Genomic DNA, 23,010 nt, shown 5'->3' on the forward strand with positions numbered 1-23,010 from the left:
GAGAAGACCCCAGGGGACAAGATCCCAGACCGGCCAAGGAGGCTGTTGTTCCATGTCGGCATCCATTCCCGCCCGTCCCGCGCCCCAGGCGCTCAGCCCCGAGGATCAGCGGGCCCGCGCGCAGATCGATGACGCGCTGATCGAACGGCTGGTGCGCGGCTTCTACGACAAGGTGCGCGCCGATGATCTCATCGGCCCGGTGTTCGCGGAGCGCATCAGCGACTGGGAGCCCCACCTCCAGAAGATGTTCGCCTTCTGGTCGTCGGTGGCGCTGGGCACGGGCCGCTACGAGGGCAACCCGATGGGGGCACACCTGCCCCTGCCGGTGGAGCGCGCCCACTTCGACCGCTGGCTGGCCCTGTTCGAGGAGACGGCGCACGCGGTCTGCCCGCCCGAGGTGGCGGAATACTTCATCGCCCGCGCCTGGCGCATCGCCGCCAGCTTCGAGATGGGCATCCATGCGCGCCGGGGCGAGATCGTGCCCACCCGCCAGCGGCCCTGGACGCCCGGCCAGAGCCGGTGAGCGGCCGAGGGCGGCGCACGCCCTAGCTTGAGGTGGGCACGCCCTTCTCGGACGGCGGCCGGGAGGGCGGCTGGCGGCGATCCGTCGAGCCGTCCCCGCCCTGGGTGTCCGCCGCCGCGCCCGCCGCGCCCGCGCCCAGCGCGGGATCGGGCATTCTGTCATTGCCGTCAGCGGTCTCCGGCCGGCCGCGCCGCTCGATGCCCGGGGCATCGGGCGGATCGCTGGCGCGGCGGTTTCGCGATGACTGCGGATGGCGGCGCATGGCGGCCAGCTCCTCGGGCGAGAGCGGCGGGTCGTCCCAGCGGCGGCGCAGGGCCTGGGGCGAGTGGGCCGGCCAGTCCGGCGAGGGAATGGAGCGGTAGGCCTCGCGCAGCGCCTCGGCCCAGCGCTGGCGCAGCATGGTGTAGTAGGGATCGTGCTCGTGCAGGCGCTGGCGGTAGCCCACCTGGAGGCTGTCGCGCTTGTAGACGAGCACGTCGATCGGCATCCCGACCGTGAGATTGGAGCGGATGGTGGCGTCCATCGACAGCAGGCACAGCTTGACGCCATCCATGAGCGGCGTCTCGAAGGTGGCGTTGCGGTCGAGCACGGGCTTGCCGTACTTGGTCTCGCCGATCTGCATGAAGGGGGTGTCGGCCGTCGCCTGGATGAAGTTCCCGGCCGAGTAAATGTGGATGAGCTTCATCGGCCCGCCCTCCACCTGCCCGGCGAGGATGACCGAAATATCGAAGTGCACATGCTGCTCGCGCAGCGCCTCGCCATCGTATTCGTGCACCCGGCGGATGGCCGCGCCGACAAGCTGGGCCGCCTTCAGGATGGACGAGACGGTGTAGATCGTCTCGGTGCGGTGGGTGTCGGGATCTTCCAGCCCGTCCTCGATGAGGCTCATGACATGCTGGGTCACGGCCAGGTTGCCCGAGGTCATGGCGACGATGACCCGCTCCCCCGGCCGCTCGAACACGTGCATCTTGTTGTAGACGGCGATGTTGTCCACGCCCGCGCTGGTGCGGGTATCGGAGACCAGCACCAGCCCTTCCCGTAGGAACAGCCCTACGCAATAGGTCATGTCCGCCTTCTCCCTCCGCCGGGGAACCTCTGTTGCAGGGGAAAACGCCCGACGGGGGAAAAACGGCGAAGCCGGATGCGCCAAAATGCGGTCAGGCTCGCGCCAACCCGCGCTACTGGCTGAGGAAATCGGCGATCGCCGCGCCGAATTCCGGCTTGGTGATGGCGCTCATGTGGTCGCCCGGCACCTCGGCGAAGCGCGCGCCGGGAATGTATCCGGCCAGATCTGCGGCGGAGCCGTTGTCGTCATCGTCCCGGCCGGCGAGCACCAGCACCGGCAGGTCAAGCGTTGCCAGCGTCTCGGGCGGGGTGTCCACATGGCTTTGCAGCACGTGGATTGCCGCCTCCGGGTTGGTGCCGGTGGACTTGAGAAACCGGGCGACGCGCCCTTCCGGGGTGAGGGGGCGGGCGGTGTCGCGGTTGCGGATGGTCTCGACGAACCAGCGGATGCGCGGGCCCGCATCGGTGATGCCCGCCGCGCCCATGCCCGCCAGGATCAGCCGCCGGGGCGCGAGGCCATGGGCGACGACCCCGCGCAGCACGGTGCGGCTGCCAAGCGAATAGCCGACGAGGTCATAGTCCGTGAGCCCCAGTTGCCCGATGATCTCCGCCAGATCCCGCGCCAGCACGTCCTTGGGGTAAGCGGCGGCGTCGGTCGGCACGTCGGAGTCGCCGTGGGCGCGCAGGTCCGGCAGGATCACCTGAAAGCCGCGCTCCACCAGCAGCGCGGCGGTGCCGTAGTCCTCCCAGTTCACCTTGCCCGAGGAGAGGAAGCCGTGAACCAGGATCACGGGACGGCCTGCGCCCAGAACCTTGACCGCAAGCTCAACACTATCGAAGCTCTTGATACGCATGCCGAACCTATATCGCTGGCGGGAGGGGCCTCCCGCAGGGTGCAACAACCAGGGACGCGGGACCAGACCCGCGCGACCGGAGACGCGAGGCGGCCTCGCCCGTTTTTCGTCCAGTGGCAATACAATGCCTGTTGAACTATGCAACCTTTGAACAATTTCCATACGGACCCGGCCCTTGTGCCGTCAGGAGGGAGATCACTCATGCACAATCGAACCGTTTTCGCGCTCGCCGTGATGACCGCCACCGCCATCAGCGGCGCCGCCCTCGCCAAGGGGGAGCGCGCCACGGCCGAGCTGAGGAACCTGGCAGGAGAGGTGGTGGGGACGGCCGAGCTGACCCAGCAGGGCGATGACGTGGTGGTGAAGGGCACCGTCAAGGGCCTGCCCGCCGGTGTTCATGCCTTCCACATTCACGAGACCGGCAAGTGCGAGCCGCCGTTCACCTCGGCCGGCGGCCACTACAACCCGCACAAGAAGGCGCATGGGCACGAGAACCCGCAGGGCGCGCACGTGGGCGATCTGATGAACATCGAGGTCAAGGGCGAGGGGGCGGAGACCGCCTTCGAGCAGACGGTCAAGGCCGTGCGTCTCCAGGCCGAGGAAGGGCCTGCCATTCTGGATGCCGATGGCGCGGCCCTGGTGTTCCACGCCGACGCGGACGACTACAAGTCCGATCCGGCGGGCAACGCGGGCGGCCGCCTGGTCTGCGGCGTGATCGAGGTGAAGTGATTTTGGTTTTTTTGCAGGAGGGTCGCGGACCCTCCTGCACATCCCTTGTCCTTGCGGGCCTTGTCCTTGCGGGCCTTGTCCTTGCGGGGGCTTGCGCGTGACAAAGGGCGCGGCCCGAAAAACGAAAGGGAGCGCGAGGGTCCGAGACCCTCGCAGAATTCAATCCATCCCCCGGGGGAAAACTCACGCCGTCGGGCGGGTGGCGATCCATGTGCCGCCGATGAGCGCCACGGCGGTCGGGATGTAGGCGGCGGGCGGCTGGAGCAGGACAAAGCCGATGATCGCGCTGCCCGCGAAGGTGAGGAGCGCGGCGTATTTGCCCTTGCGGCTGATGGCGCCCCGCTCGCGCCAGGCGACGATATGGGGGCCGAGCCGCGGATGGTTCAGCAGCCAGCGTTCGATGCGCGGGTCGCCCTTGGCGAAGAAGTAGGCGGCGAGAATGACGAACGGCACCGTCGGCAGCAGGGGCAGCACCGCCCCGAACCCGGCAAGGACAAGGCTTGCATAGCCCAGGATGGCGTAGACGCGGCGCATGGCGCGAGCCTACCAGAGCCATTCCCCGAAACCAAAGAAAAGCTGCGAGGTATTCGCAAAAACGCCGGGGGGATGGGGGCTGGGAGACGGCCCCCTGTGCAGCGGGGAGATTGGTGAAAACCTTTTGATGATCGTTGTTTCCCATGTCAGGATGCGCGTTGCACGGACAGAGAGACAGATCGGCCGAATTTCAGCAGCGAACCCAATGCGCTGTGTGGTGCCAATGCGGACGGACCAACCCTATGCTTGGCTGGCAGCGTCCGCAGAAAGTACCCCCGTTATGTAGAGTTATTGGAGGTTATACACAGTTATACACGGTTATAGCGTTTTCTCTTTATAAGTTGGTATAACTGCATAAAGCGCTTCAAGGTTGGTATGTGCCTATGGACCCCCTACGCAATCCATTCGCGCCGGGTGCCGGTTCGCGTCCTCCTGAACTCGCGGGGCGGGAGACGATCATAAGCGAAGCACGGACAGCACTGGGCCGTATTATCGCTGGCCGGAGCGCGCAATCTCAAATTCTGTTGGGACTGCGTGGAACCGGCAAAACCGTGTTGCTTAACGAGATTGAGAACATCGCTGAGGACGAGGACTATCTAACGTCCTTGATCGAGGCACCGGAAGACAAAACGCTTGCGGAGCTGCTTTATCCGCAAATGCGGCAGGTGTTACGCAAGCTTTCCACGATTGAGGGTGCGCGGACGGCAGTGAATGCGGCCCTGTCGGCGCTTCGGAATTTCGCATCGGTTTTCAAGATATCGGTCGGTGAAATCGAGATCGGCGTTGAGCCAACGCCTGGCTATGCGGACAGCGGTGACCTCGAATTCGATGTGACCGAGATGTTTGAGTTGATTGGCAAGGCTGCGCGCACCGCAGGGCGGGGGTGGGCCTTGTTCATCGACGAAGTTCAATATCTAAAGGAAAAGGAATTGGCCGCGATTATTGTTGCGGTCCACCGCATCAACCAGAAAAGCCTGCCCGTTGTCGTTTTCGCTGCGGGTTTGCCTCAGATGGCGCAACTCTCGGGCGACACGAAATCCTACTCTGAACGTCTTTTCACCTATCCCAGCGTTGGCGCTCTGGATGCGGTGGCTGCCAGGGATGCCATTCGTAACCCGCTTCACAAGGAAGATGTGGAGATCACGGACGAAGCGCTTGCTCGTATCGTAGAGAAAACCGAAGGCTATCCCTTCTTCATTCAGGAATGGGGGCATCATGCCTGGAACGTGGCGGAGAAAAGCCCCATTACCCTGGAAGACGTCGAGAGAGCCTCTGTGCGCGCTTTGGAGCGGCTCGACAGGGGCTTCTTCAAGGTGCGGATGGATCGTCTCACCAACGCCGAAATCTTGTATGTCAATGGCATGGCCCGCTTGGGGCGCGGACCTTACAAATCAACAGATGTTGCCAATATGCTCGGGAAAAAGCCGACGTCCCTTGGTCCAACCCGCGCAAGTATCATACAGAAAGGCATGATATACAGCCCGAGCTACGGCACCGTGGATTTTACCGTGCCTCTTTTTGATGATTTTCTGAGACGGCGATCCGGCTTCTGATTGCGGCTTGTCCTGCCTTGATCGAACTTCAAGGCGTTTTAACACGCTTCCTTAAACTAAAAAGGCCCGCCGGTTGGCGGGCCTTTCGGTTCGGGACAGGGCTGAACCCCGCGTGCCGCTTAGCCCTTCTTGAGGTGGCGGCGGCCGAGAAGCTCGGCGATCTGGACGGCGTTGAGGGCCGCACCCTTGCGGAGGTTGTCGGAGACGCACCACAGGGCAAGGCCGTTCTCCACGGTCGGATCCTTGCGGATGCGGCTGACGTAGGTGGCAAAGTCGCCCACGCACTCAACCGGCGTGGTGTAGCCGCCGTTCTCGCGCTTATCGACCACCATCACGCCCGGCGCCTCGCGCAGGATCTCGCGGGCCTGGCGCTCGGTGATCGGGTTCTCGAACTCGATGTTGATGGCTTCCGAGTGGCCCACAAACACCGGAACGCGCACGCAGGTGGCGGTCACCTTGATGTCCGGGTCGAGAATCTTGTTGGTCTCGACCGCCATCTTCCACTCTTCCTTGGTGTAGCCATCGTCCATGAAGACGTCGATGTGGGGGATGACGTTGAACGCGATCGGCTTGGTGAACTTCTTCGGCTCCTCGCGGTCGCCAACGAAAATGGCCCGGGTCTGCTCGAACAGCTCGTCCATGCCCGCCTTGCCCGCGCCGGAGACCGACTGGTAGGTGGAGACCACCACGCGCTTGATCTTCGCCACATCGTGCAGCGGCTTCAGCGCCACCACCATCTGCGCCGTGGAGCAGTTGGGATTGGCGATGATGTTCTTCTTCTTGTAGGCGTCGATGGCGTCCGGGTTCACCTCGGGCACGATGAGGGGAACATCCGGGTCCATGCGGTAATAGGAGGCGTTGTCGATGACGACGCAGCCCGCCGCCGCGATCTTGGGCGCATAGGCCTTCGAGACGTCCGAGCCCGCGGACATCAGGGCGATGTCGACGCCGGTGAAATCAAAGGTGTCGAGGTTCTTGCACTTGAGGGTCTTGCCGGTATCGCCCAGCTCCACCTCGACGCCAACGGAGCGCGAGGAGGCAAGGGGGATGATCTCGTCCGCCGGGAATTCCCTCTCGGCCAGGATGTTCAGCATTTCGCGGCCCACATTCCCGGTGGCGCCGACGACGGCAACACGGTAGCCCATGTCAGTCTCCAGTTACATAATGCGCGTGGGTTATGTCCGCGCGCCCCGAATATTTCAAGAAACGAATTGTTTCTTGTCTAAAATAGCAATTTTGTTGCTCACCTCGTTGCAGAGCCGTCAGGCGGCAAGGCGTTTGAGAATGGCGTCACCCATCTCCGCCGTGCCCACCTTCCGGCAGCCCTCGACCCAGATATCGGGCGTGCGGATGCCGTCGGCCAGGGTCTGGGCCACCGCCGCCTCCAGCCGGTCGGCGTCCTCGCCGCGGTCGAAGCTGAAGCGCAGGCACATGGCGAGCGACAGGATGGTGGCGCAGGGGTTGGCAACACCCTTGCCGGCGATGTCCGGCGCGGAGCCGTGGATCGGCTCGTAGAGCGCCGGCTGCTTGCCGGTCACCGGGTCCTTCGCGCCGAGCGAGGCGGAAGGCAGCATGCCGAGCGAGCCCGTCAGCATGGCCGCCTGGTCGGAGAGGATGTCGCCGAACAGGTTGTCGGTGAGGATCACGTCGAACTGCTTGGGCGCACGCACCAGCTGCATGGCGCAGTTGTCGGCCAGGATGTGCTCCAGCCGGACGTCCGCGTACTCGGCGTCGTGCAGCTTCTGCACCTCCTCCTTCCAGAGCAGGCCCGATTCCATCACGTTGTGCTTCTCGGCCGAGTGCACCGTGTTGCGGCGCTTGCGCGCCAGCTCGAACGCCACGCGGGCGACGCGGTGGATCTCCGAGGTGGTGTAGACCTGGGTGTTGACGCCCCGGCGCTCGCCGTTGCCCAGATCCTCGATGCCGCGCGGGGTGCCGAAGTAGACGCCGCCGGTCAGCTCGCGCACGAACAGGAGGTCCAGCCCCTCCACAACCTCCCGCTTGAGGGTGGAGGAATCCGCCAGCGCCGGGAAGCAGATGGCCGGGCGCAGGTTGGCAAACAGGTCCAGATCCTTGCGCAGACGCAGGAGGCCCGCCTCCGGGCGCTTGTCATAGGGCTGGCCCGCCCACTTGGGCCCGCCGACCGAACCCATCAGCACCGCATCGGCCGCCCTGGCCTTCTCCAGCGCCGCGTCGGTGAGCGGCACGCCGTGAACGTCGATGGAGGCGCCGCCCAGCAGATCCTCGCTGACGGCAACATCGAAACCGCGATGCGCGCGCAGCCAGTTCACGATCTTCACAGCCTCGGCCGCCACTTCCGGGCCGATGCCGTCGCCGGGGAGAATGAGAAGGGTTTTGGTCATGGTTTCGTCCCTGGTGTGCGTGTTCCAAGGCCTTCGGCCCCGCCTGCGGCGGGCTTTCCGGGGGATTTCCCATCCCCCGGACCCCCTTCGGGATGATTGGGCCGCGCCCTTCATCACGGGTGCGGCCCTGTTCTGCCAGGGGGTGTGGGGGGCAAAGACCCCCACGAAAAGCTCCGCGCAGCGGAAAAGCCGAAGGCTTCAATTCAACGGCCGAGCCCGGCGGCGCCCGCCAGCCACGGTTTGGTGGCCTTCTGGTTGGCCTCGTAGGCGCTGATCCTGTCTTCCATCTGGAGGGTGATGCCGATTTCGTCGAGGCCGTTCAGCAGGCAGTGCTTGCGGAACGGGTCGATCTCGAAGGCGAAGCGGTCCTGGAACGGCGTCGTCACCACCTGGTTTTCCAGGTCGATGGTGATCTCGGCCTCCTTCGCCACTTCGAGCAGGCGATCGACGGCCGCCTGCGGCAGCACCACGGCGAGGATGCCGTTCTTGAAGGCGTTGCCGGAGAAGATGTCCGAATAGGACGGGGCGATGATCGCCCGGATGCCGAGGTCGCCCAGCGCCCAGGCCGCGTGCTCGCGGGAGGAGCCGCAGCCGAAGTTGTCGCCCGCGATGAGGATCGGCGCGCCGCGATAGCGCTCCTGATTGAAGATGGCGTCCGGATTTTCCGAGCCGTCCTCGTTGTAGCGGATGGTCTCGAACGCCCACTTGCCGAGGCCGGAGCGGGTGATGGACTTCAGGTGGCGCGCCGGGATGATGACGTCCGTGTCCACGTTGCGCTGGCCGAAGGGAATGGCCGTGCCGGTGAGCAGCTTGAATGCCTGCATGGAACTGTCCTCCTGAATCTTAGCCGACCAGCTGGCGCACGTCGGTGAGGCGGCCGGTGATGGCCGCCGCGGCCGCCATCGCCGGGGAGACCAGGTGGGTGCGCGCACCCGGGCCCTGGCGGCCGACGAAGTTGCGGTTGGAGGTGGAGGCGCAGCGCTCGCCCGCGGGCACCTTGTCCGGGTTCATGGCGAGGCACATGGAGCAGCCGGGCTCGCGCCATTCAAAGCCGGCCTCGATGAAGATGCGGTCCAGACCCTCCGCCTCGGCCTGACGCTTGACGAGGCCCGAGCCGGGGACAACGAGCGCCTGCCGGATGGTCGCGGCCACCTTGCGGCCCTTCACCACGGCGGCGGCGGCGCGCAGGTCCTCGATGCGGCTGTTGGTGCAGGAGCCGATGAAGATGTGCTGCACTTCCACGTCCTCCAGCCGCTGGCCGGGGGTGAGGCCCAGGTACTCCAGCGCCTTGGCGACAGCCGCCTGCTTGGACGGCTCGGCGAAATCGGCGGGCGAGGGCACAACGCCGGTGATGGGCGCCACGTCCTCCGGGCTGGTGCCCCAGGTGACCAGCGGCGCGATCTTGGTGGCGTCGATGTACACCGAGCGGGCGTATTCGGCGCCCGGGTCCGTCGGCAGGGTGCGCCACCAGGCCAGCGCCTGCTCCCACGCCGCGCCCTTGGGCGCGCGGGGCTTGCCCTGGAAGTAGGCGAAGGTCTTCTCGTCCGGCGCGACAAGGCCGGAGCGGGCGCCCGCCTCGATCGACATGTTGCAGACGGTCATCCGCCCTTCGATGGACATGTCGCGGATGGTGGAGCCGGTGTACTCGAGCACGTGGCCGGTGCCGCCCGCCGCGCCCAGCGCGCCGCTGATGGCCAGCGCCACGTCCTTGGGGGTGATGGAGAAGCCGAGCGGACCCTCGACGCGCACCTCCATGGGCTTGGACTGCTTCAGCAGCAGGGTCTGGGTCGCCAGCACATGCTCGACCTCGGACGTGCCGATGCCGAAGGCCAGCGCGCCAAACGCGCCGTGGGTGGAGGTGTGGCTGTCGCCGCACACCACCGTGGTGCCGGGCAGCGTGAAGCCCTGCTCCGGGCCGACCACGTGGACAATGCCCTGCTCGGCGGCGGTCATCTCGATGTGCTCGATGCCGAACTCGGCGCAGTTGGCGCGCAGCGTCGCCACCTGGGTTGCCGACTGCGGGTCCTTGATCGGCAGCACTTCGCCATTCTCGACGCGCTTGGTCGTCGGCACGTTGTGATCGGGCACGGCAAGGACAAGATCCGGGCGGCGGACGCGCCGGCCAGCGGCGCGCAGCCCCTCGAACGCCTGCGGGGTGGTCACCTCATGGATGATGTGCCGGTCGATGTAGAGGAGGCTGGTGCCGTCCGGACGCGACTCGACAACGTGATCATCCCAGATCTTTTCATAAAGGGTACGCGGGCGGCTCATGATCTGTCCTTCAATGTGCCGTGAACGTTATTTTCTGTCTGGTATAAGGCAAAGAAAAGCCGCGCCAGCGGATTTTCCACCGGCGCGGCTCTTTGTCTTTCTGGCTTTGGTCCGCTGACTTGCGGATCAGGCCTCGCCGCCGCCGGATGCCGGCTTGTCCCGAAGTTCGGCAATACGGGCGGATTTGCCCGAGCGCTGACGCAGGTAGTAAAGCTTCGCGCGCCGGACGTCGCCACGGCGGACCACTTCGATCGAATCGATCACCGGGCCATACAGCGGGAACACACGCTCCACGCCTTCGCCGAACGAAATCTTGCGGACGGTGAAGCTCGAGCCCAGGCCCTTGTTGGAGCGGGCGATGCACATGCCCTCGAAGTACTGAACGCGGGTGCGGTCGCCTTCCTTCACGCGCACGCCCACGCGCAGCGTGTCGCCCGCGCGGAACTGCGGAATGGCCTTGCTCTCGGTGAGCTTGGCAATCTGCTCTTTCTCGAGCTTTTCGATCAGGTTCATGGTCCTGTCCTTACCTTCTCAAGCTGCTCGCCAGAGGGCGACCGTGCTGATCCCCGACAGCCCCTACCGGCCCTTGCGCGCCAGGTAGGTCTCCCAGAGATCCGGCCGCCATAGCCGGGTTCTCTCCTCCGCCTGGGCCCTTCGCCAGGCGGAGATCCGCGCATGATTTCCGGAGAGCAGCACCTCCGGGATCGTGCGCCCCTCCCACTCGCGTGGTCGGGTGTAGTGCGGATACTCCAGGAGCCCGTCCCAGGAGGCATCCACACTGAAACTCTCTTCGGACTCGCTTTCCGCCGCACCCATGACGCCGGGCAGCAGGCGGACCACCGAGTCCAGGATCACCATTGCCGCCATTTCGCCGCCGGAGAGCACATAGTCCCCGATCGAGACCTGTTCGATTCGGGCGCCGTTGCTGAACGTGTGCTCGAACACCCGCTCGTCGATGCCCTCGAACCGGCCGCACAGCAAAATGACACCCGGCCCCTCGCTCAAGGCCTTGACCCGGCGTTGAGTCAGAGGCGTGCCCCGAGGGGTCGGTGCAATCACCGGAACATCCGGCTGCGCTGCAATGGCTGCCTCGACGCTACGGCCCACCACATCGGCCCGCATGACCATGCCGGGGCCTCCGCCGGCGGGCGTGTCGTCGACGGATCGGTGCTTATCGCTCGCAAAATCCCGGATGTCCAGCGTTTTTAGGGACCACAGACCCCTGGAAAGCGCTGTCCCCGCCAGGCTGTGGCCGAGCGGGCCGGGAAACATGTCCGGCAGGATGGTCAGCACGGTGGCGGCAAAGGTCATGGGGTCTTCTCTTGGTGTCCTCAAGCGGGTTCCTGTTAGCGGCAAGGGCGCCCATTGACCAGCCCCGCATGACCGGCCCCGGGGGCGGGCAAGCGGGGCGGAACGGCGGCGGAATGGGGCTAAGTCCTTGTTCATACGGCGTTCAGCCATTCGTCGGCCCAGACGAACGACCCATCCGGTGGTCGTATGCAAGCGGCGGTCCATCCGGTTCGGGTGGGTCGAACGGGGGAGGGGACGGTTTCTGCTCACGGGCGACGGGCTCGGCCATACGTCCGGCCCGCCCTTTGCGTCTCATGACACCAGTCAACGGAGAGTACACGATGATCACGTTGAAAACCGCCCTCTTTGCCGGCGTTGCGGGCCTCCTCCTGGCCTCGGGCGCGGCCCATGCCCAGTCCTCCGCCACCCCGGACGAGGCGCCGCCGACCGTCACGCAGGACCCCACGCCGGGCACGCCGTCCCCGGGCACGACGGCGCCGGACCGGGTGCCGGGCACCACGCCGGGGGCGCCGACGCCGGGTGCTCCCTATGCGACCGACCCATACGGAAACATCAACCCCGAAGCCGGCTTCCCCGACTCCGCCACCACGCCGGACGCGCAGCAGACTCCCGAGCAGAAGCGCCGGGCAGCGCTGCAGCGCCAGGCTGAGGAGGAGCGCGACAGGGAGCGCCAGCAGCAGGAGGGAGAGGGGCCGGAAGAGGGCCCGAAGGCTTGACCGGGAGGGTCCGGTCAGGCTGACCAGATATCCGTGTAACGGCCTGACGTTTCAGGCCACAGCCATCAGGCGAGAAAGGCCGGGTCGATCACGATCCGGCCTTCGTCCTGCAGGACATCGGGCACGGCGTCGTCGATGAACGGCACCAGGTGGGTCTTGCCCGCCGTGGTGCGGATTTCGAGCAGGTCGCTCGATCCGTAGTTGGGAATGGCCACCACCTCGCCGATCACGGCGCCATCCGGGGTGACGGCGGTCAGGCCGATCAGGTCGATCTGGTAGAATTCGCCCTCCTCCGGCGCGGGCAGGGCCTCGCGGGGGATGGAGAGTTCAACGCCGCGCATCTGTTCGGCGGCGGTGCGGTCGGTGATTTCCCGGAACCGGGCAATGACACCATTGGGCTGGACGCGGACCTTGACCACCGTGAGCGTGCGGTTGCCCGCGTGCAGGGTCTTGTAGCGCTCCAGCCCCCCGGGATCATCGGTGAAGGGGCGGATGCGCACCTCCCCTTGCAGGCCTTGCGGGCCGGTGATGACCCCCAGGAGAATGGATTTTCCGGCGGGCGGGTTGCCGGCCGTTCGCCCGGTATCGTCTCCCTTGCGGGGGGCTTCGTCGCGAACGGCCATGCAACTCTACTCCGTCTGGAATGCCGGGCGATGCTTACTCGGCAGCGCCTTCGCCAGCAGCCTCGGCGGCAGCCGCAGCAGCGGCGGCGGCCTTCTCGGCACGCTCCTCGGCGCGCTCCTTGGCCTTCTGACCCGGCTCACCCTTCTTCGGGTTGTTGCGGGCCGGACGCTTGGCAACGCCGGCGGCGTCCAGGAAGCGCAGGACGCGGTCGGTCGGCTGGGCGCCCTTGGACAGCCACTCCTTCGCCTTCTCGACGTCGAGCTTCACGCGCTCCGGGTTGTCCTTCGCCAGCAGCGGGTTGTAGGTGCCGATCTTCTCGATGAAGCGGCCATCGCGCGGGGAGCGCGAGTCGGCCACGACGATCCGGTAGTACGGGCGCTTCTTGGCACCGCCGCGCGCCAGACGAATTGAAAGAGCCATGGGTTCGTTTCCTTCCTAACGTGTCGAGCCTGTCGTATTCGGTCCGCGCCGTGGCGCGGTGCGCCGTCCTTCCCGCGACAGGTGCCGGTCGGACGGCGGGTGTTCGCCTATTTCTTGATAAACTTCTGCCAGCCCGGCGGCAGCTTGGGGCCGCCAAGGCCCGGCATGCCGCCCGGAAGGCCCCCGGGCAGACCCGGCGGCATCCCGCCGGGAAGGTCGCCGCCCGGCATGCCGCCCGGCAGACCCCCGGGCAGGCCTTTCGCGCCCTTGCCGCCGAACAGGCCGGCGAGCGCGCCGAGGCCGCCCATCTTCTTGATCTTCTTCATCGCCGTGGACATGTCCTGATGCATCTTCAGGAGCTTGTTCACGTCCTGCACCGTGGTGCCGGACCCCTTGGCGATGCGGATCTTGCGCTTGGCGTTGATGAGCTCGGGCTTGGCCCGCTCCTTCGGCGTCATCGAGAGGATGATCGCCTCCAGCCGGTTCAGCGCCTTGTCGTCCACGCCCGCGGCATCGATCTGCTTCTGCATCTTGCCGAGGCCCGGCAGCAGGCCAATCACGCCCTTGAGGCCGCCGATGCGCTTCATCTGCCGGAACTGCATCCGCAGGTCGTCCATGTCGAACTTGCCCGCCGCCATCTTCTTGGCGAGCTTCTCGACCTCGTCCGCCTCCACGGCTTCCGCCGCCTTCTCGACCAGGCTGACCACGTCGCCCATGCCGAGGATGCGGCCCGCCACGCGGGAGGGGTTGAATTCCTCAAGCTGATCCAGCTTTTCGCCGACGCCGACGAACTTGATCGGCTGGCCGGTGACCGCGCGCATGGAAAGCGCCGCACCGCCGCGGCCGTCGCCGTCCATGCGGGTCAGCACCACGCCGGTCAGGCCCACCTGATCGGTGAACTGGCGGGCGACGTTCACCGCGTCCTGACCCGTCAGCGCATCGACGACCAGCAGCGATTCCTGGGGATTCGCCTCCGCCTTCACGGCGGCCAGCTCCGCCATCAGCTGGGCATCGATGTGCAGGCGGCCCGCCGTGTCGAGCATCAGCACGTCGAAGCCCTGAAGCCGTGCCGCCTGAAGCGCGCGCTTGGTGATGTCCACCGGCATCTGGCCGGGGATGATCGGGAGCGTGGCGACGCCGATCTGCTCGCCCAGCACCCGCAGCTGCTCCTGCGCGGCCGGACGCTGCACGTCGAGCGAGGCCATCAGCACCTTCTTGCGCTCGCGGGTCTGCAAGCGGCGGGCGATCTTGGCGGTGGAGGTGGTCTTGCCCGAGCCCTGAAGGCCGATCATCATGATGACGGCGGGCGGGGTGACGTTGATGTTGAGCTTGCCGGCCTCGGCCGCTTCCTCGCCGCCCAGCATCTCGACCAGGGCGTCGTTGACGATCTTGACGACCATCTGGCCCGGCTTGACCGACTTGATGACTTCCTGGCCGATCGCGCGCTCGGTGGCCCGGGCCACGAAATCCTTCACCACGGGCAGGGCAACGTCCGCCTCGAGAAGCGCCACGCGAACCTCGCGCATCGCCTCCCTGACATCCGCCTCGCTCAACGCTCCACGGCCGGTCAGCTTGTCGAAAACCGATCCCAGCCGTTCGCTCAGAGACTCGAACATGCCCGTTCCCCGTCTGGCCCTTGTCCGTCGCCGGCCAGGACCGTTTGCACAAAACACGTATGGCGCCGGTGGGCGAAACCTCGCTGACCGGCGGGCATCCGTGGATGCTTAAAAATGTACCGCTTCTTTGGAAGCCTGCTGGCGATACACCTCTCCACCCATGGAGTCAATGTGCGGGGCGTCAATGTGCGGGGAAGCGCCCGGGTGCGATACAAGGCAGGGCGTGGGTTAGGCAGGGCGTGGGGGAGGAGAGGCCGGCACCGGCATGAAAAGACCCTGCGAGACAGGAACCCGCAGGGTCTTGGTCGAAAGGAGGCCATTCGCATGACCATCTGGATGTGGAACAGATTAAGCCATTTTCCTGTCGGCGCAACGGCCGAGTGGTCGAATATGAGACGCATTTCTTTCGATCATCTGTCTTAAATTACTTTAATTACAATGACATACGACCATAACATCCTTGCGAAGGCCCGCTTCGCCTGCTCCCATGCTCTGACCCGGCTGGCTGGTTGACAGGACGGCGGCGCGTCTGCCGGCAACCGCCAGGATCCGTGCTCTTGCATCAAGACAAGGGGCGGAAATCGACGGGTTGGAAAGGGGGGAACCATGAAGCATGGTTAATCTGGATCTGCTGGCGGTGATGATCTCACTGCTGGCGTTGCTGATCGCGGCTGTCCGTCTCGGGCAGTCGCTTGAGCGGCGTCGCAGGGATTAGCCTGCCAGCGGGGGAAGGGCCGGGCGGCGAGCGGACGCGCCGGACGCCGCCCGGCGTCCCTTGGCGGGTTACGCGCCGCCGAAGTACCGCCGCAGCCGGGCGACGCCCTCGTCCAGCACCACGTCCTGCTTGGCGAAGCAGAAGCGGATGAGACGGTGGGGCCAATCCCCCTCCACGAAGGGACTCAAGGGGATGGTGGCGACGCCCGCCTCGGCCACCAGCCGCCTGGCGAAGGTGACGTCATCCTCGCCCGAGAGCCGGGAGTAGTCGCAGGTGAGGAAGTAGGTGCCCTCGGTGGGCAGCACGTCGAAGCCGAGGGCGGCGAGCCCGGCGGCGAGCCGGTCGCGCCGCGCCTGCATGTCGGCAACGAGGCCGGCGTAATAGCTGTCGTCCTTCCCGAGCCCGTAGGCGACGGCAGCCTGGAGGTTGGGCGGCGTGGTGAAGGTGAGGAACTGGTGGACCTTGGCCACCTGGTCGATGAGCGCGGGCGCGCCCGTCACCATGCCCACCTTCCAGCCCGTGAGGGAAAAGGTCTTGCCCGCCGAGGCGATCTTGAGGGTGCGCTCCGCCATGCCGGGGAAGGTGATGAGCGGGCGATGGCGCCTGCCGTCAAAGACGAGGTGCTCGTAGACCTCGTCCGACACCACGAGGAAATCGTGGGTGGCGGCGAGGCGGGCGAGCATGGCCAGCTCCTCATCCGAGAACACCCGGCCCACCGGGTTGTGCGGCGTGTTGAGGACGAGCAGCCGGGTCTTGTCCGTGATCAGCGCGGCGAGCCTGTCTTCCTCCAGCCGCCAGTGGGGCGGGTCGAGCCGGAGAAAGCGCGGCGTCGCCCCGGTGTTGCGGATGATCGGCAGGTAGGAATCATACGCCGGTTCGATGAGAATGGCCTCGTCGCCCGGGCTCAGGAACGCCATCAGCGAGGCGGTCAGCGCTTCCGTCGCGCCGGAGGTGACAAGCACCTGCCGGTCCGGGTCTACCGCCAGGCCATAGAACCGGGCCTCATGGTCCGCCACCGCCTGCCGCAGGGCGGGCAGGCCGCGCATGGGCGGATACTGGTTGGAGTGTTCCATCAGCGCGCGGGCGGCGACGGCGCGCACGTCCTCCGGCCCGTCCGTGTCGGGGAAGCCCTGGCCCAGGTTGACCGCGCCGTGCTCGCTGGCGAGCGCCGACATCACGGTGAAGACGGTGGTGCCAAGGGCGGCGAAAGTGGCGTTGGGAGTGATGCTCATGGGGGCACTCTAGCCGGGTTTTGTCCGTTTTGCAGGGGGCGTCGGGCCTTCTCCCGCTGTCGCCGACTGGACAGTTGCCAGGCGGCGGCATAAAGCGGTGTGCCATGACACACGCTGCTTCCACCCTCTGGCCGTTCCGCAAGATGCACGGCCTTGGCAATGACTTCGTGATCTTCGATGCGCGCGAGCGCAGCCTGCCGCTCACGGCCGACATGGTGCGACGGCTGAGCCACCGCCAGACCGGCATCGGCTGCGACCAGCTGATCGTGATGGAGCCGTCGGAGTCGGCGGACGTGTTCATGCGGATCTACAATGCGGACGGCAGCGAGGTCTCCGCCTGCGGCAACGCTACCCGCTGCGTCGCCTCGCTGGTGGGCAGCGAGGCGGTGGAAATCCAGACCAAGGTGGGCGTGCTCAAGGCATCGCTGAACGACGGCACGGCGACGGTGGACATGGGGACGCCCCGCTTCGGCTGGGACGAGATTCCGCTCTCCATGCCGATGGACACCCTGTCCATGCCGGTGGGCTGGGAGCTGCTGGGCGCGCCCTCGGCGGTGAACGTGGGCAACCCGCATGTGATCTTCTTCGTCGAGAACACGGACAAGGTGGACCTGGGCCGCCTCGGCCCGCTCATCGAGCGCGACCCGCTGTTCCCGGAGCGGGTGAACGTCAACGTCGCGCAGGTGCTGGCGCGCAACGAAATCCGCCTCCGGGTGTGGGAGCGCGGCGCGGGGCTGACGCTGGCCTGCGGCACCGGCGCGTGCGCCACCGTTGCGGCGGCGGTGCGGCGTCGTCTGACCGAGCGGCGGGTGACCGTGCATCTGCCGGGCGGCGTGCTGAACATCGAGATCACCGACGACAACCGCATTCTGATGGGCGGCCCTGTCGCCACGGCGTTCACCGGACAGGTTGATCTGGCGCTCTACGCCTGACAAGAGGCCGATTTTACGGTATGAGCGCGCCATGACCGCGCTTCAGCCCCATTTCCGCAAGGCGCGCGGCGCCGGTGACTCCGGCGTCGACGCCCATGACCACGCCGAGACTTCGGCGCCGCAGACGCATGTCTCGGGCACGGGGGCGAAGATCGTCACCTTCGGCTGCCGCCTCAACACCTACGAGTCCGAGGCGATGCGGGCGCACGCGGACGCCAGCGGCGACCCCAACCTGGTGGTGGTGAACACCTGCGCGGTAACGGCCGAGGCGGTGCGGCAGGCGCGCCAGCAGATCCGCAAGATGAAGCGCGAGAACCCGGCGGCGAAGATCATCGTCACCGGCTGCGCGGCGCAGATCGAGCCGGAGACCTTCGCCAGCATGGGCGAGGTCTCGCGCGTGCTCGGCAACATGGAGAAGTTCGACCCGAAGAACTTCCGCTTCGACGACGGCTCCAACGCCTATGTACGCGTCAACGACATCATGAGCGTGAAGGAGACGGCGGGCCACCTGATCGACGGCTTCGCCGAGCGGGCGCGCGCGTTCGTCGAGGTGCAGAACGGCTGCGACCACCGCTGCACCTTCTGCATCATCCCCTACGGCCGGGGCAATTCGCGCTCCGTGCCCGCGGGCGTGGTGGTGGAGCGCATCAAGCGGCTGGTGGACAACGGCTTCAAGGAAGTGGTGCTGACCGGCGTCGATATCACCTCCTTCGGGGCCGATCTGCCGGGCAAGCCCACCCTCGGCAATCTGGTGCAGCGCATCCTCAAGCTGGTGCCGGACCTGCCGCGCCTGCGGCTGTCCTCCATCGACTCGATCGAGGCGGACGAGGCGCTGATGGAAGCGATTACCGGCGAGGCGCGGGTGATGCCGCACCTGCACCTGTCCTTGCAGGCGGGCGACGACATGATCCTGAAGCGCATGAAGCGCCGCCACCTGCGCGATGACGCCATCCGCTTCTGCGAGACTGTCCGCGCCCGGCGGCCGGAGGTGGCCTTCGGCGCGGACCTGATCGCCGGCTTCCCCACCGAGACCGAGGACATGTTCGAGAACACCCTGCGGCTGGTGGAGGAGTGCGGCCTGACCTACCTCCACGTGTTCCCCTACTCGGAGCGGGCCGGAACGCCCGCTGCCCGTATGCCGCAGGTGGACAAGCACGTCCGCAAGCAGCGGGCGGCGCGTCTGCGCGCGCTTGGCGAGGCCCGTCTGGCGGCCTATCTGAACAGCCAGGTGGGACAGCGGGCCGATGTTCTGGTGGAAACGGTCGAGGCGGGCATGGCGTCCGGTCACACGCCCGGCTTTGCGCCGGTGCGGTTTGCGGCGGCGGACGAGGGCGCGGTGACGCCGGGGGCGATCGTGCCGGTGGAGATCACGGGCATGGATGGAAATCATCTGCAAGGCAGGGTTGCGTGAGCGAAGAAACAACCGAAACGACGGGCGAAAAGAAGGGCTGGTTCGGCCGCCTGCGGCAAGGGCTGTCCCGTTCGGCGGAGAAGCTGACCTCGGGCATTACGGGCCTGTTCACCAAGGCCAAGCTGGATGCCGAGACGCTGGAAGAGCTGGAGGAGTGGCTGATCGCCTCGGATCTGGGCATCGCCACGTCGTCGGAGGTGTGCGAGCGGCTTCGCCGCGAGCGCTACGAGAAGGACATCACCGCGGAGGAAGTGCGACAGGTGCTGGCCGACACGGTGGTCGAGGTGCTCGATCCCGTCGCCAAGGCGTTGGAGATCCGGCGTGACCTGAAGCCGCACGTGGTGCTGGTGGTGGGCGTCAACGGCTCGGGCAAGACCACCACCATCGCCAAGCTGGCCTCGCTCTATCAGGAGCAGGGGCTGAAGGTGATGCTGGCGGCGGGCGACACCTTCCGCGCGGCGGCCGTCGAGCAGCTTCAGGTGTGGGGCCAGCGCATCGGCGCGCCGGTCATCACCACCAAGGTGGGCGGCGACGCGGCGGGCCTCGCCTATGGCGCGCTCGAAAAGGCGAAGGCGGAGGGCTACGACCTCCTGCTCATCGACACGGCGGGCCGGCTCCAGAACAAGAGCCACCTCATGGACGAGCTGGCCAAGATCCGCCGCGTCATCACCAAGCTGGACCCGGAGGCCCCCCACGATACCCTGTTGGTGCTGGACGCGACCACCGGTCAGAATGCGCTGAACCAGATCGAGGTCTTCCGCAACGTGGCGGGTGTGACCGGCCTCGTGATGACCAAGCTGGACGGCACGGCGCGCGGCGGCGTGCTGGTGGCGGCGGCGGAGAAGTTCAAGCTGCCGATTCACGCCATCGGCGTCGGCGAGAAGATCGGCGATCTGCGGCCGTTCGAGCCGCGCAGCTTCGCGCGGGCGCTGGTGGGCCTGGAAGGATAACGCATGGCGAGCGAACACAAGGACCCCGTGCTGATGCCGGACCCGGAGGCAACCCCGGTGCCGGTGGTGGACAGCAAGACCCCCCAGAGCCCGTGGGTCCGTCTCGCCATCGATTTCGTGCCGCTGCTGATCTTCTTCGGCGTGAACAGCTGGCTCGGCATCTACTGGGCGACGGGCACCTTCATGGTAGCCATGATTGCCTCCATGGTCGCCTCGCGGGTGCTGCTGCACGAAATCCCGAAGATGCTGTGGGTGAACGCCGCCATCGTGCTGGTGTTCGGCGGCCTGACCCTGTGGCTGCACAACGATGTCTTCATCAAGATCAAGCCGACCATCCTCTACTCCATGTTCGCCGTCATCCTGTTCTGGGGGCTGATCACCGGCCGCCCGGTGCTCAAATCGGTTCTGGAGGCCGCCTACCCGGCGATGAAGGACGAAGGCTGGCGGCTGCTGACCCGCAACTGGGCCTGGTTCTTCCTCGCCATGGCCGTGCTCAACGAGGCGGTGTGGCGCAATGTCTCCACCGACACCTGGGTCACGTTCAAGGCCTGGGCGGTGCTGCCGCTCTCCATGCTGTTCGCCATCACCCAGGCGCCGATCATGACCCGCTACGCGGCGGACGAGGACAAGGGCACGTCGGATACGCCGAAGTCCTGAGGCGCGAAGCGTAGGGCATGATGTGTCTTGCAGGGGTCTTGGACCCCTGCACCCCGTTCGTATTCAACGGACGCGCCCCGTATGCACCGCGTGCGGTCCGGGTTGACCGCCGCACACGCTCCTTAAAATCATTCAGCGATCTTTTTGTCCCGGTGCCCCGGTTGGGCGAGTGCTGGCGGGGCGGCTCGGTGGCCCCCCGAGCGGTTGCGGTTCCTCGTATCCTGCTTTTTTGATTGGGCCGCGTTCGCCCGTGGCCGTTCCGCTTGCTGGAACCAGGGGCGTGACTGCTCCTTAAAATCATTCGAAAATTATTGAGGGCGCCGGGATCGGGCCGGGGCTGCTGCGGGGGAGGCTCCGGTGGTGGGTCGCCTCAAGAAGCTCTGTCGCTGCGGCCGGGCGCGGCCGTATTCTCCTTATCAAGAGGCCCTGCTCCTGCGGCCAGGTGCGGCCGTTTCATTTCCTTAAGAGGCTCTGCCGTTGCGACTGGGTGCGGCCCTATGATCCCCGCCCGGTGATACTCTGTCAGGGCGGCCGGGCGCGGCGCGAAACGACAGGGAGCGCGAGGGTCCGCGACCCTCGCAAAGAAAACGAAATCGCAATCCGGCCAAAAACTTTCCCCGCCAGAATTCAACCGCAAGGAGCGGGGTGCGGGGGAGGCGCGGGCGCGCCATTCTGCGGGCGATTGGCAGAGGGGGCGATTGGCAGAGGGAAGGAACAGCGTCATGTTGCAGAGGATGGCAGAGCGGAACACCCTGACCGAGACCGATGACGCCCGCTGGGACGCCGTGTTGCGGCGCGATGCCGGCTGGGACGGCCGCTTTTTCACCTGCGTCAGGACGACCGGGATCTACTGCCGCCCGTCGTGCGGGGCGAAGAAGCCGAAGCGGGAGAATGTGTTTTTCGTGGCGACGCGGGAGGAGGCGGAGGCCGCGGGCTTCCGGCCGTGCAAGCGTTGCCGCCCGGAGGCGGCGGTGCCGCCCGATGTGCGGGGGGAAATTATCGCCCGGGCCTGCCGGATGATCGAGGCGGCGGAGGAGCCGCCGACCCTTGAGGCGCTGGCGGCGCGCGCCGGGCTGAGCCCGTTCCATTTTCACCGCCTGTTCCGGCAGGCGACGGGCGTGACGCCCAAGGCCTATGCGGATGCCGCCCGCGCCCGGCGGTTGCGGGAGAGTTTGCCGGCGAGCGGGAGCGTGACCGGCGCGCTGTACGAGGCCGGGTTCGGCTCCAGCAGCCGGTTCTATGCCAAGGCCGAGGGGATGCTGGGCATGGCGCCCCGGCGCTATCGCAAGGGCGGCGCGGGTGAGGTGATCCGTCATGCCATTGTGCCGTGTTCGCTGGGGTTCCTGTCGGTCGCGGCCACGAATAAGGGCATCTGCTCCATGATGCTGGATGACGCGCCGGAGCCGCTGGAGGTGGAGCTGCGCCAGCGGTTCCCCAATGCGCAGATCGTGGAGGGCGACGCCGCGTTCGCCGCGCTGGTGGCGCAGGCGGTGCGGCTGGTGGAGGAGCCCGCCTCGAACATCACGCTGCCGCTCGATGTGCGCGGCACGGCCTTGCAGCAGAAGGTGTGGGCGGCCCTGCGTGACATCCCGCCGGGCGAGACGGTGAGCTATGCCGAGCTGGCGGCGAAGGTGGGCGCGCCGAAGGCGGTGCGGGCGGTGGCGAGTGCGTGCGCGAAAAATACGGTGGCGGTTGCCATTCCCTGTCACCGGGTGGTGCGCGGCACGGGCGAGCTTGCGGGCTACCGCTGGGGGCTGGCGCGCAAGCGGGCGCTGCTGGAGCGGGAGCGAAAGGAGTGACCGGGGATCTGTTTGCGGCGCTGGGCGCGCCGGACGCGGGCCGGGCCGAGCCCCTGCGTGAAGGGGCGGTGGTGCTGCGCGGCTTCGCTCTGGACGATGCCCCGGCATTGCTCGCGGCGGTGGCGCGCATCGCGGCGGCTTCGCCCTTCCGGCATCTGGAGACGCCGGGCGGGCGGCGCATGTCCGTCGCCATGACCAACTGCGGCGCGGTCGGCTGGGTGTCGGACCGGCGCGGCTACCGCTACCAGCCGCAGGACCCGCTCACCGGCCAGCCCTGGCCCGCTATGCCGCCGCTGTTCGGAAACCTCGCGCGGCGGGCGGCGGCAGCCGCGGGCTACGCCGACTTCCAGACGGACGTCTGCCTTATCAACCGCTACGCCCCCGGCGCGCGGCTGACCCTGCATCAGGACCGGGACGAGAAGGGCTACGCGGACCCCATCGTCTCCGTCTCCCTCGGCCTGCCCGCCGTCTTCCTGTTCGGCGGCCTCAAGCGCACCGACAGAACCCGCCGCATCCGGCTGGAACACGGCGACGTGACGGTGTGGGGCGGCCCTGCACGCCTCGCCTTCCACGGCGTCGCACCGCTGGCGGAGGGCGAACACCCGGCAACCGGCCCCTGCCGTATCAACCTGACGTTCCGCCGGGCGCTGTAAGCCGGGCGGGACGTGTGGGCTTTTTTGCAGGAGGGTCTTGGACCCTCCTGCACCTCCCTGCTTTTTTTTCGGGACGCGCCTG

Annotated in this window: 23 protein-coding genes; 10 read left to right on the top strand and 13 right to left on the bottom strand. The window is 66.8% G+C overall.

Annotated features, from left to right (window positions below; all coding sequences use genetic code 11):
* The first annotated feature begins 52 nt into the window (after positions 1-52).
* On the top strand, positions 53-523 hold the full coding sequence (locus tag ACSJJU_RS10980; protein WP_435915502.1) for a group III truncated hemoglobin: 471 nt from the start codon (positions 53-55) through the stop codon (positions 521-523).
* A 22-nt stretch (positions 524-545) separates the two neighbouring features.
* Here ACSJJU_RS10980 and ACSJJU_RS10985 read toward each other — a convergent pair whose 3' ends face one another.
* Both ACSJJU_RS10985 and ACSJJU_RS10990 read right to left on the bottom strand, forming a co-directional pair.
* Positions 546-1,589, bottom strand: a complete 1,044-nt coding sequence (locus ACSJJU_RS10985; protein ID WP_435915503.1) for a peptidase — start codon at positions 1,587-1,589, stop codon at positions 546-548.
* A gap of 112 nt (positions 1,590-1,701) precedes the next feature.
* Positions 1,702-2,442 (bottom strand): alpha/beta fold hydrolase, encoded by a 741-nt coding sequence (locus ACSJJU_RS10990; protein WP_435915504.1) that lies wholly within the window; start codon positions 2,440-2,442, stop codon positions 1,702-1,704.
* A 201-nt stretch (positions 2,443-2,643) separates the two neighbouring features.
* Here ACSJJU_RS10990 and ACSJJU_RS10995 point away from each other — a divergent pair, with 201 nt between their 5' ends.
* Positions 2,644-3,171 carry a superoxide dismutase family protein gene (locus ACSJJU_RS10995; RefSeq protein ID WP_435915505.1) on the top strand — a complete coding sequence of 176 codons (528 nt, stop codon included), beginning with the start codon at positions 2,644-2,646 and terminating at the stop codon, positions 3,169-3,171.
* Positions 3,172-3,354: 183 nt separating this feature from the next.
* Here ACSJJU_RS10995 and ACSJJU_RS11000 read toward each other — a convergent pair whose 3' ends face one another.
* Entirely contained in the window at positions 3,355-3,705 is a 351-nt protein-coding gene (locus ACSJJU_RS11000) for a YbaN family protein (protein WP_435915506.1), read from the bottom strand.
* 383 nt (positions 3,706-4,088) lie between these two features.
* Here ACSJJU_RS11000 and ACSJJU_RS11005 point away from each other — a divergent pair, with 383 nt between their 5' ends.
* Positions 4,089-5,258: an ATP-binding protein gene (locus tag ACSJJU_RS11005; RefSeq protein WP_435915507.1), complete on the top strand. Its 1,170-nt coding sequence runs from the start codon at positions 4,089-4,091 to the stop codon at positions 5,256-5,258.
* A gap of 119 nt (positions 5,259-5,377) precedes the next feature.
* Here ACSJJU_RS11005 and ACSJJU_RS11010 read toward each other — a convergent pair whose 3' ends face one another.
* From ACSJJU_RS11010 to trmD, 6 genes are all read right to left on the bottom strand, one after another.
* Positions 5,378-6,403, bottom strand: a complete 1,026-nt coding sequence (locus ACSJJU_RS11010; protein WP_435915508.1) for an aspartate-semialdehyde dehydrogenase — start codon at positions 6,401-6,403, stop codon at positions 5,378-5,380.
* Between the two features lie 117 nt (positions 6,404-6,520).
* Positions 6,521-7,621, bottom strand: a complete 1,101-nt coding sequence (leuB, locus tag ACSJJU_RS11015; protein ID WP_435915509.1) for a 3-isopropylmalate dehydrogenase — start codon at positions 7,619-7,621, stop codon at positions 6,521-6,523.
* Positions 7,622-7,824: 203 nt separating this feature from the next.
* Positions 7,825-8,445, bottom strand: coding sequence for a 3-isopropylmalate dehydratase small subunit (gene leuD / locus ACSJJU_RS11020; RefSeq protein ID WP_435915510.1), 621 nt, complete (start codon positions 8,443-8,445; stop codon positions 7,825-7,827).
* 19 nt (positions 8,446-8,464) lie between these two features.
* Entirely contained in the window at positions 8,465-9,892 is a 1,428-nt protein-coding gene (leuC, locus tag ACSJJU_RS11025; RefSeq protein ID WP_435915511.1) for a 3-isopropylmalate dehydratase large subunit, read from the bottom strand.
* Between the two features lie 126 nt (positions 9,893-10,018).
* A complete protein-coding gene (gene rplS / locus ACSJJU_RS11030) occupies positions 10,019-10,405 on the bottom strand; it encodes a 50S ribosomal protein L19 (RefSeq protein WP_435915512.1) in 387 nt (128 codons plus the stop codon).
* 63 nt (positions 10,406-10,468) lie between these two features.
* Positions 10,469-11,203 (bottom strand): tRNA (guanosine(37)-N1)-methyltransferase TrmD, encoded by a 735-nt coding sequence (gene trmD, locus ACSJJU_RS11035; protein ID WP_435915513.1) that lies wholly within the window; start codon positions 11,201-11,203, stop codon positions 10,469-10,471.
* Positions 11,204-11,523: 320 nt separating this feature from the next.
* Here trmD and ACSJJU_RS11040 point away from each other — a divergent pair, with 320 nt between their 5' ends.
* On the top strand, positions 11,524-11,919 hold the full coding sequence (locus ACSJJU_RS11040; RefSeq protein WP_435915514.1) for a hypothetical protein: 396 nt from the start codon (positions 11,524-11,526) through the stop codon (positions 11,917-11,919).
* Between the two features lie 65 nt (positions 11,920-11,984).
* Here ACSJJU_RS11040 and rimM read toward each other — a convergent pair whose 3' ends face one another.
* From rimM to ACSJJU_RS11060, 4 genes are all read right to left on the bottom strand, one after another.
* Positions 11,985-12,542: a ribosome maturation factor RimM gene (gene rimM / locus ACSJJU_RS11045; protein WP_435915515.1), complete on the bottom strand. Its 558-nt coding sequence runs from the start codon at positions 12,540-12,542 to the stop codon at positions 11,985-11,987.
* 34 nt (positions 12,543-12,576) lie between these two features.
* Complete coding sequence (rpsP, locus tag ACSJJU_RS11050) at positions 12,577-12,963, bottom strand: 30S ribosomal protein S16 (protein ID WP_435915516.1); 387 nt, start codon at positions 12,961-12,963, stop codon at positions 12,577-12,579.
* A gap of 107 nt (positions 12,964-13,070) precedes the next feature.
* Positions 13,071-14,579: a signal recognition particle protein gene (ffh, locus tag ACSJJU_RS11055; RefSeq protein ID WP_435915517.1), complete on the bottom strand. Its 1,509-nt coding sequence runs from the start codon at positions 14,577-14,579 to the stop codon at positions 13,071-13,073.
* 783 nt (positions 14,580-15,362) lie between these two features.
* Positions 15,363-16,526, bottom strand: a complete 1,164-nt coding sequence (locus ACSJJU_RS11060; protein ID WP_435915518.1) for an aminotransferase — start codon at positions 16,524-16,526, stop codon at positions 15,363-15,365.
* 104 nt (positions 16,527-16,630) lie between these two features.
* On the opposite strand from ACSJJU_RS11060, the gene dapF reads away from it, so the two are divergent.
* From dapF to alkB, 6 genes are all read left to right on the top strand, one after another.
* Positions 16,631-17,458 carry a diaminopimelate epimerase gene (gene dapF / locus ACSJJU_RS11065; protein ID WP_435915519.1) on the top strand — a complete coding sequence of 276 codons (828 nt, stop codon included), beginning with the start codon at positions 16,631-16,633 and terminating at the stop codon, positions 17,456-17,458.
* A gap of 31 nt (positions 17,459-17,489) precedes the next feature.
* The gene (gene mtaB / locus ACSJJU_RS11070; protein ID WP_435915521.1) at positions 17,490-18,869 is read left to right on the top strand and encodes a tRNA (N(6)-L-threonylcarbamoyladenosine(37)-C(2))-methylthiotransferase MtaB; all 1,380 of its coding nucleotides are present in this window, start codon (positions 17,490-17,492) and stop codon (positions 18,867-18,869) included.
* Complete coding sequence (ftsY, locus tag ACSJJU_RS11075; RefSeq protein WP_435915523.1) at positions 18,866-19,819, top strand: signal recognition particle-docking protein FtsY; 954 nt, start codon at positions 18,866-18,868, stop codon at positions 19,817-19,819. Before mtaB ends, ftsY begins: the two co-directional genes overlap by 4 nt.
* A gap of 3 nt (positions 19,820-19,822) precedes the next feature.
* Positions 19,823-20,476 (top strand): septation protein A, encoded by a 654-nt coding sequence (locus ACSJJU_RS11080; RefSeq protein WP_435915524.1) that lies wholly within the window; start codon positions 19,823-19,825, stop codon positions 20,474-20,476.
* 722 nt (positions 20,477-21,198) lie between these two features.
* Positions 21,199-22,275 (top strand): bifunctional DNA-binding transcriptional regulator/O6-methylguanine-DNA methyltransferase Ada, encoded by a 1,077-nt coding sequence (gene ada / locus ACSJJU_RS11085; RefSeq protein ID WP_435915525.1) that lies wholly within the window; start codon positions 21,199-21,201, stop codon positions 22,273-22,275.
* Entirely contained in the window at positions 22,272-22,928 is a 657-nt protein-coding gene (gene alkB / locus ACSJJU_RS11090; RefSeq protein ID WP_435915526.1) for a DNA oxidative demethylase AlkB, read from the top strand. The genes ada and alkB overlap by 4 nt, the downstream gene beginning before the upstream one ends.
* The last annotated feature ends 82 nt before the right edge of the window (positions 22,929-23,010 follow it).

The organism is Pedomonas sp. V897, assembly GCF_051304405.1.
Classification (GTDB): Bacteria; Pseudomonadota; Alphaproteobacteria; order Sphingomonadales; family Sphingomonadaceae; genus Pedomonas.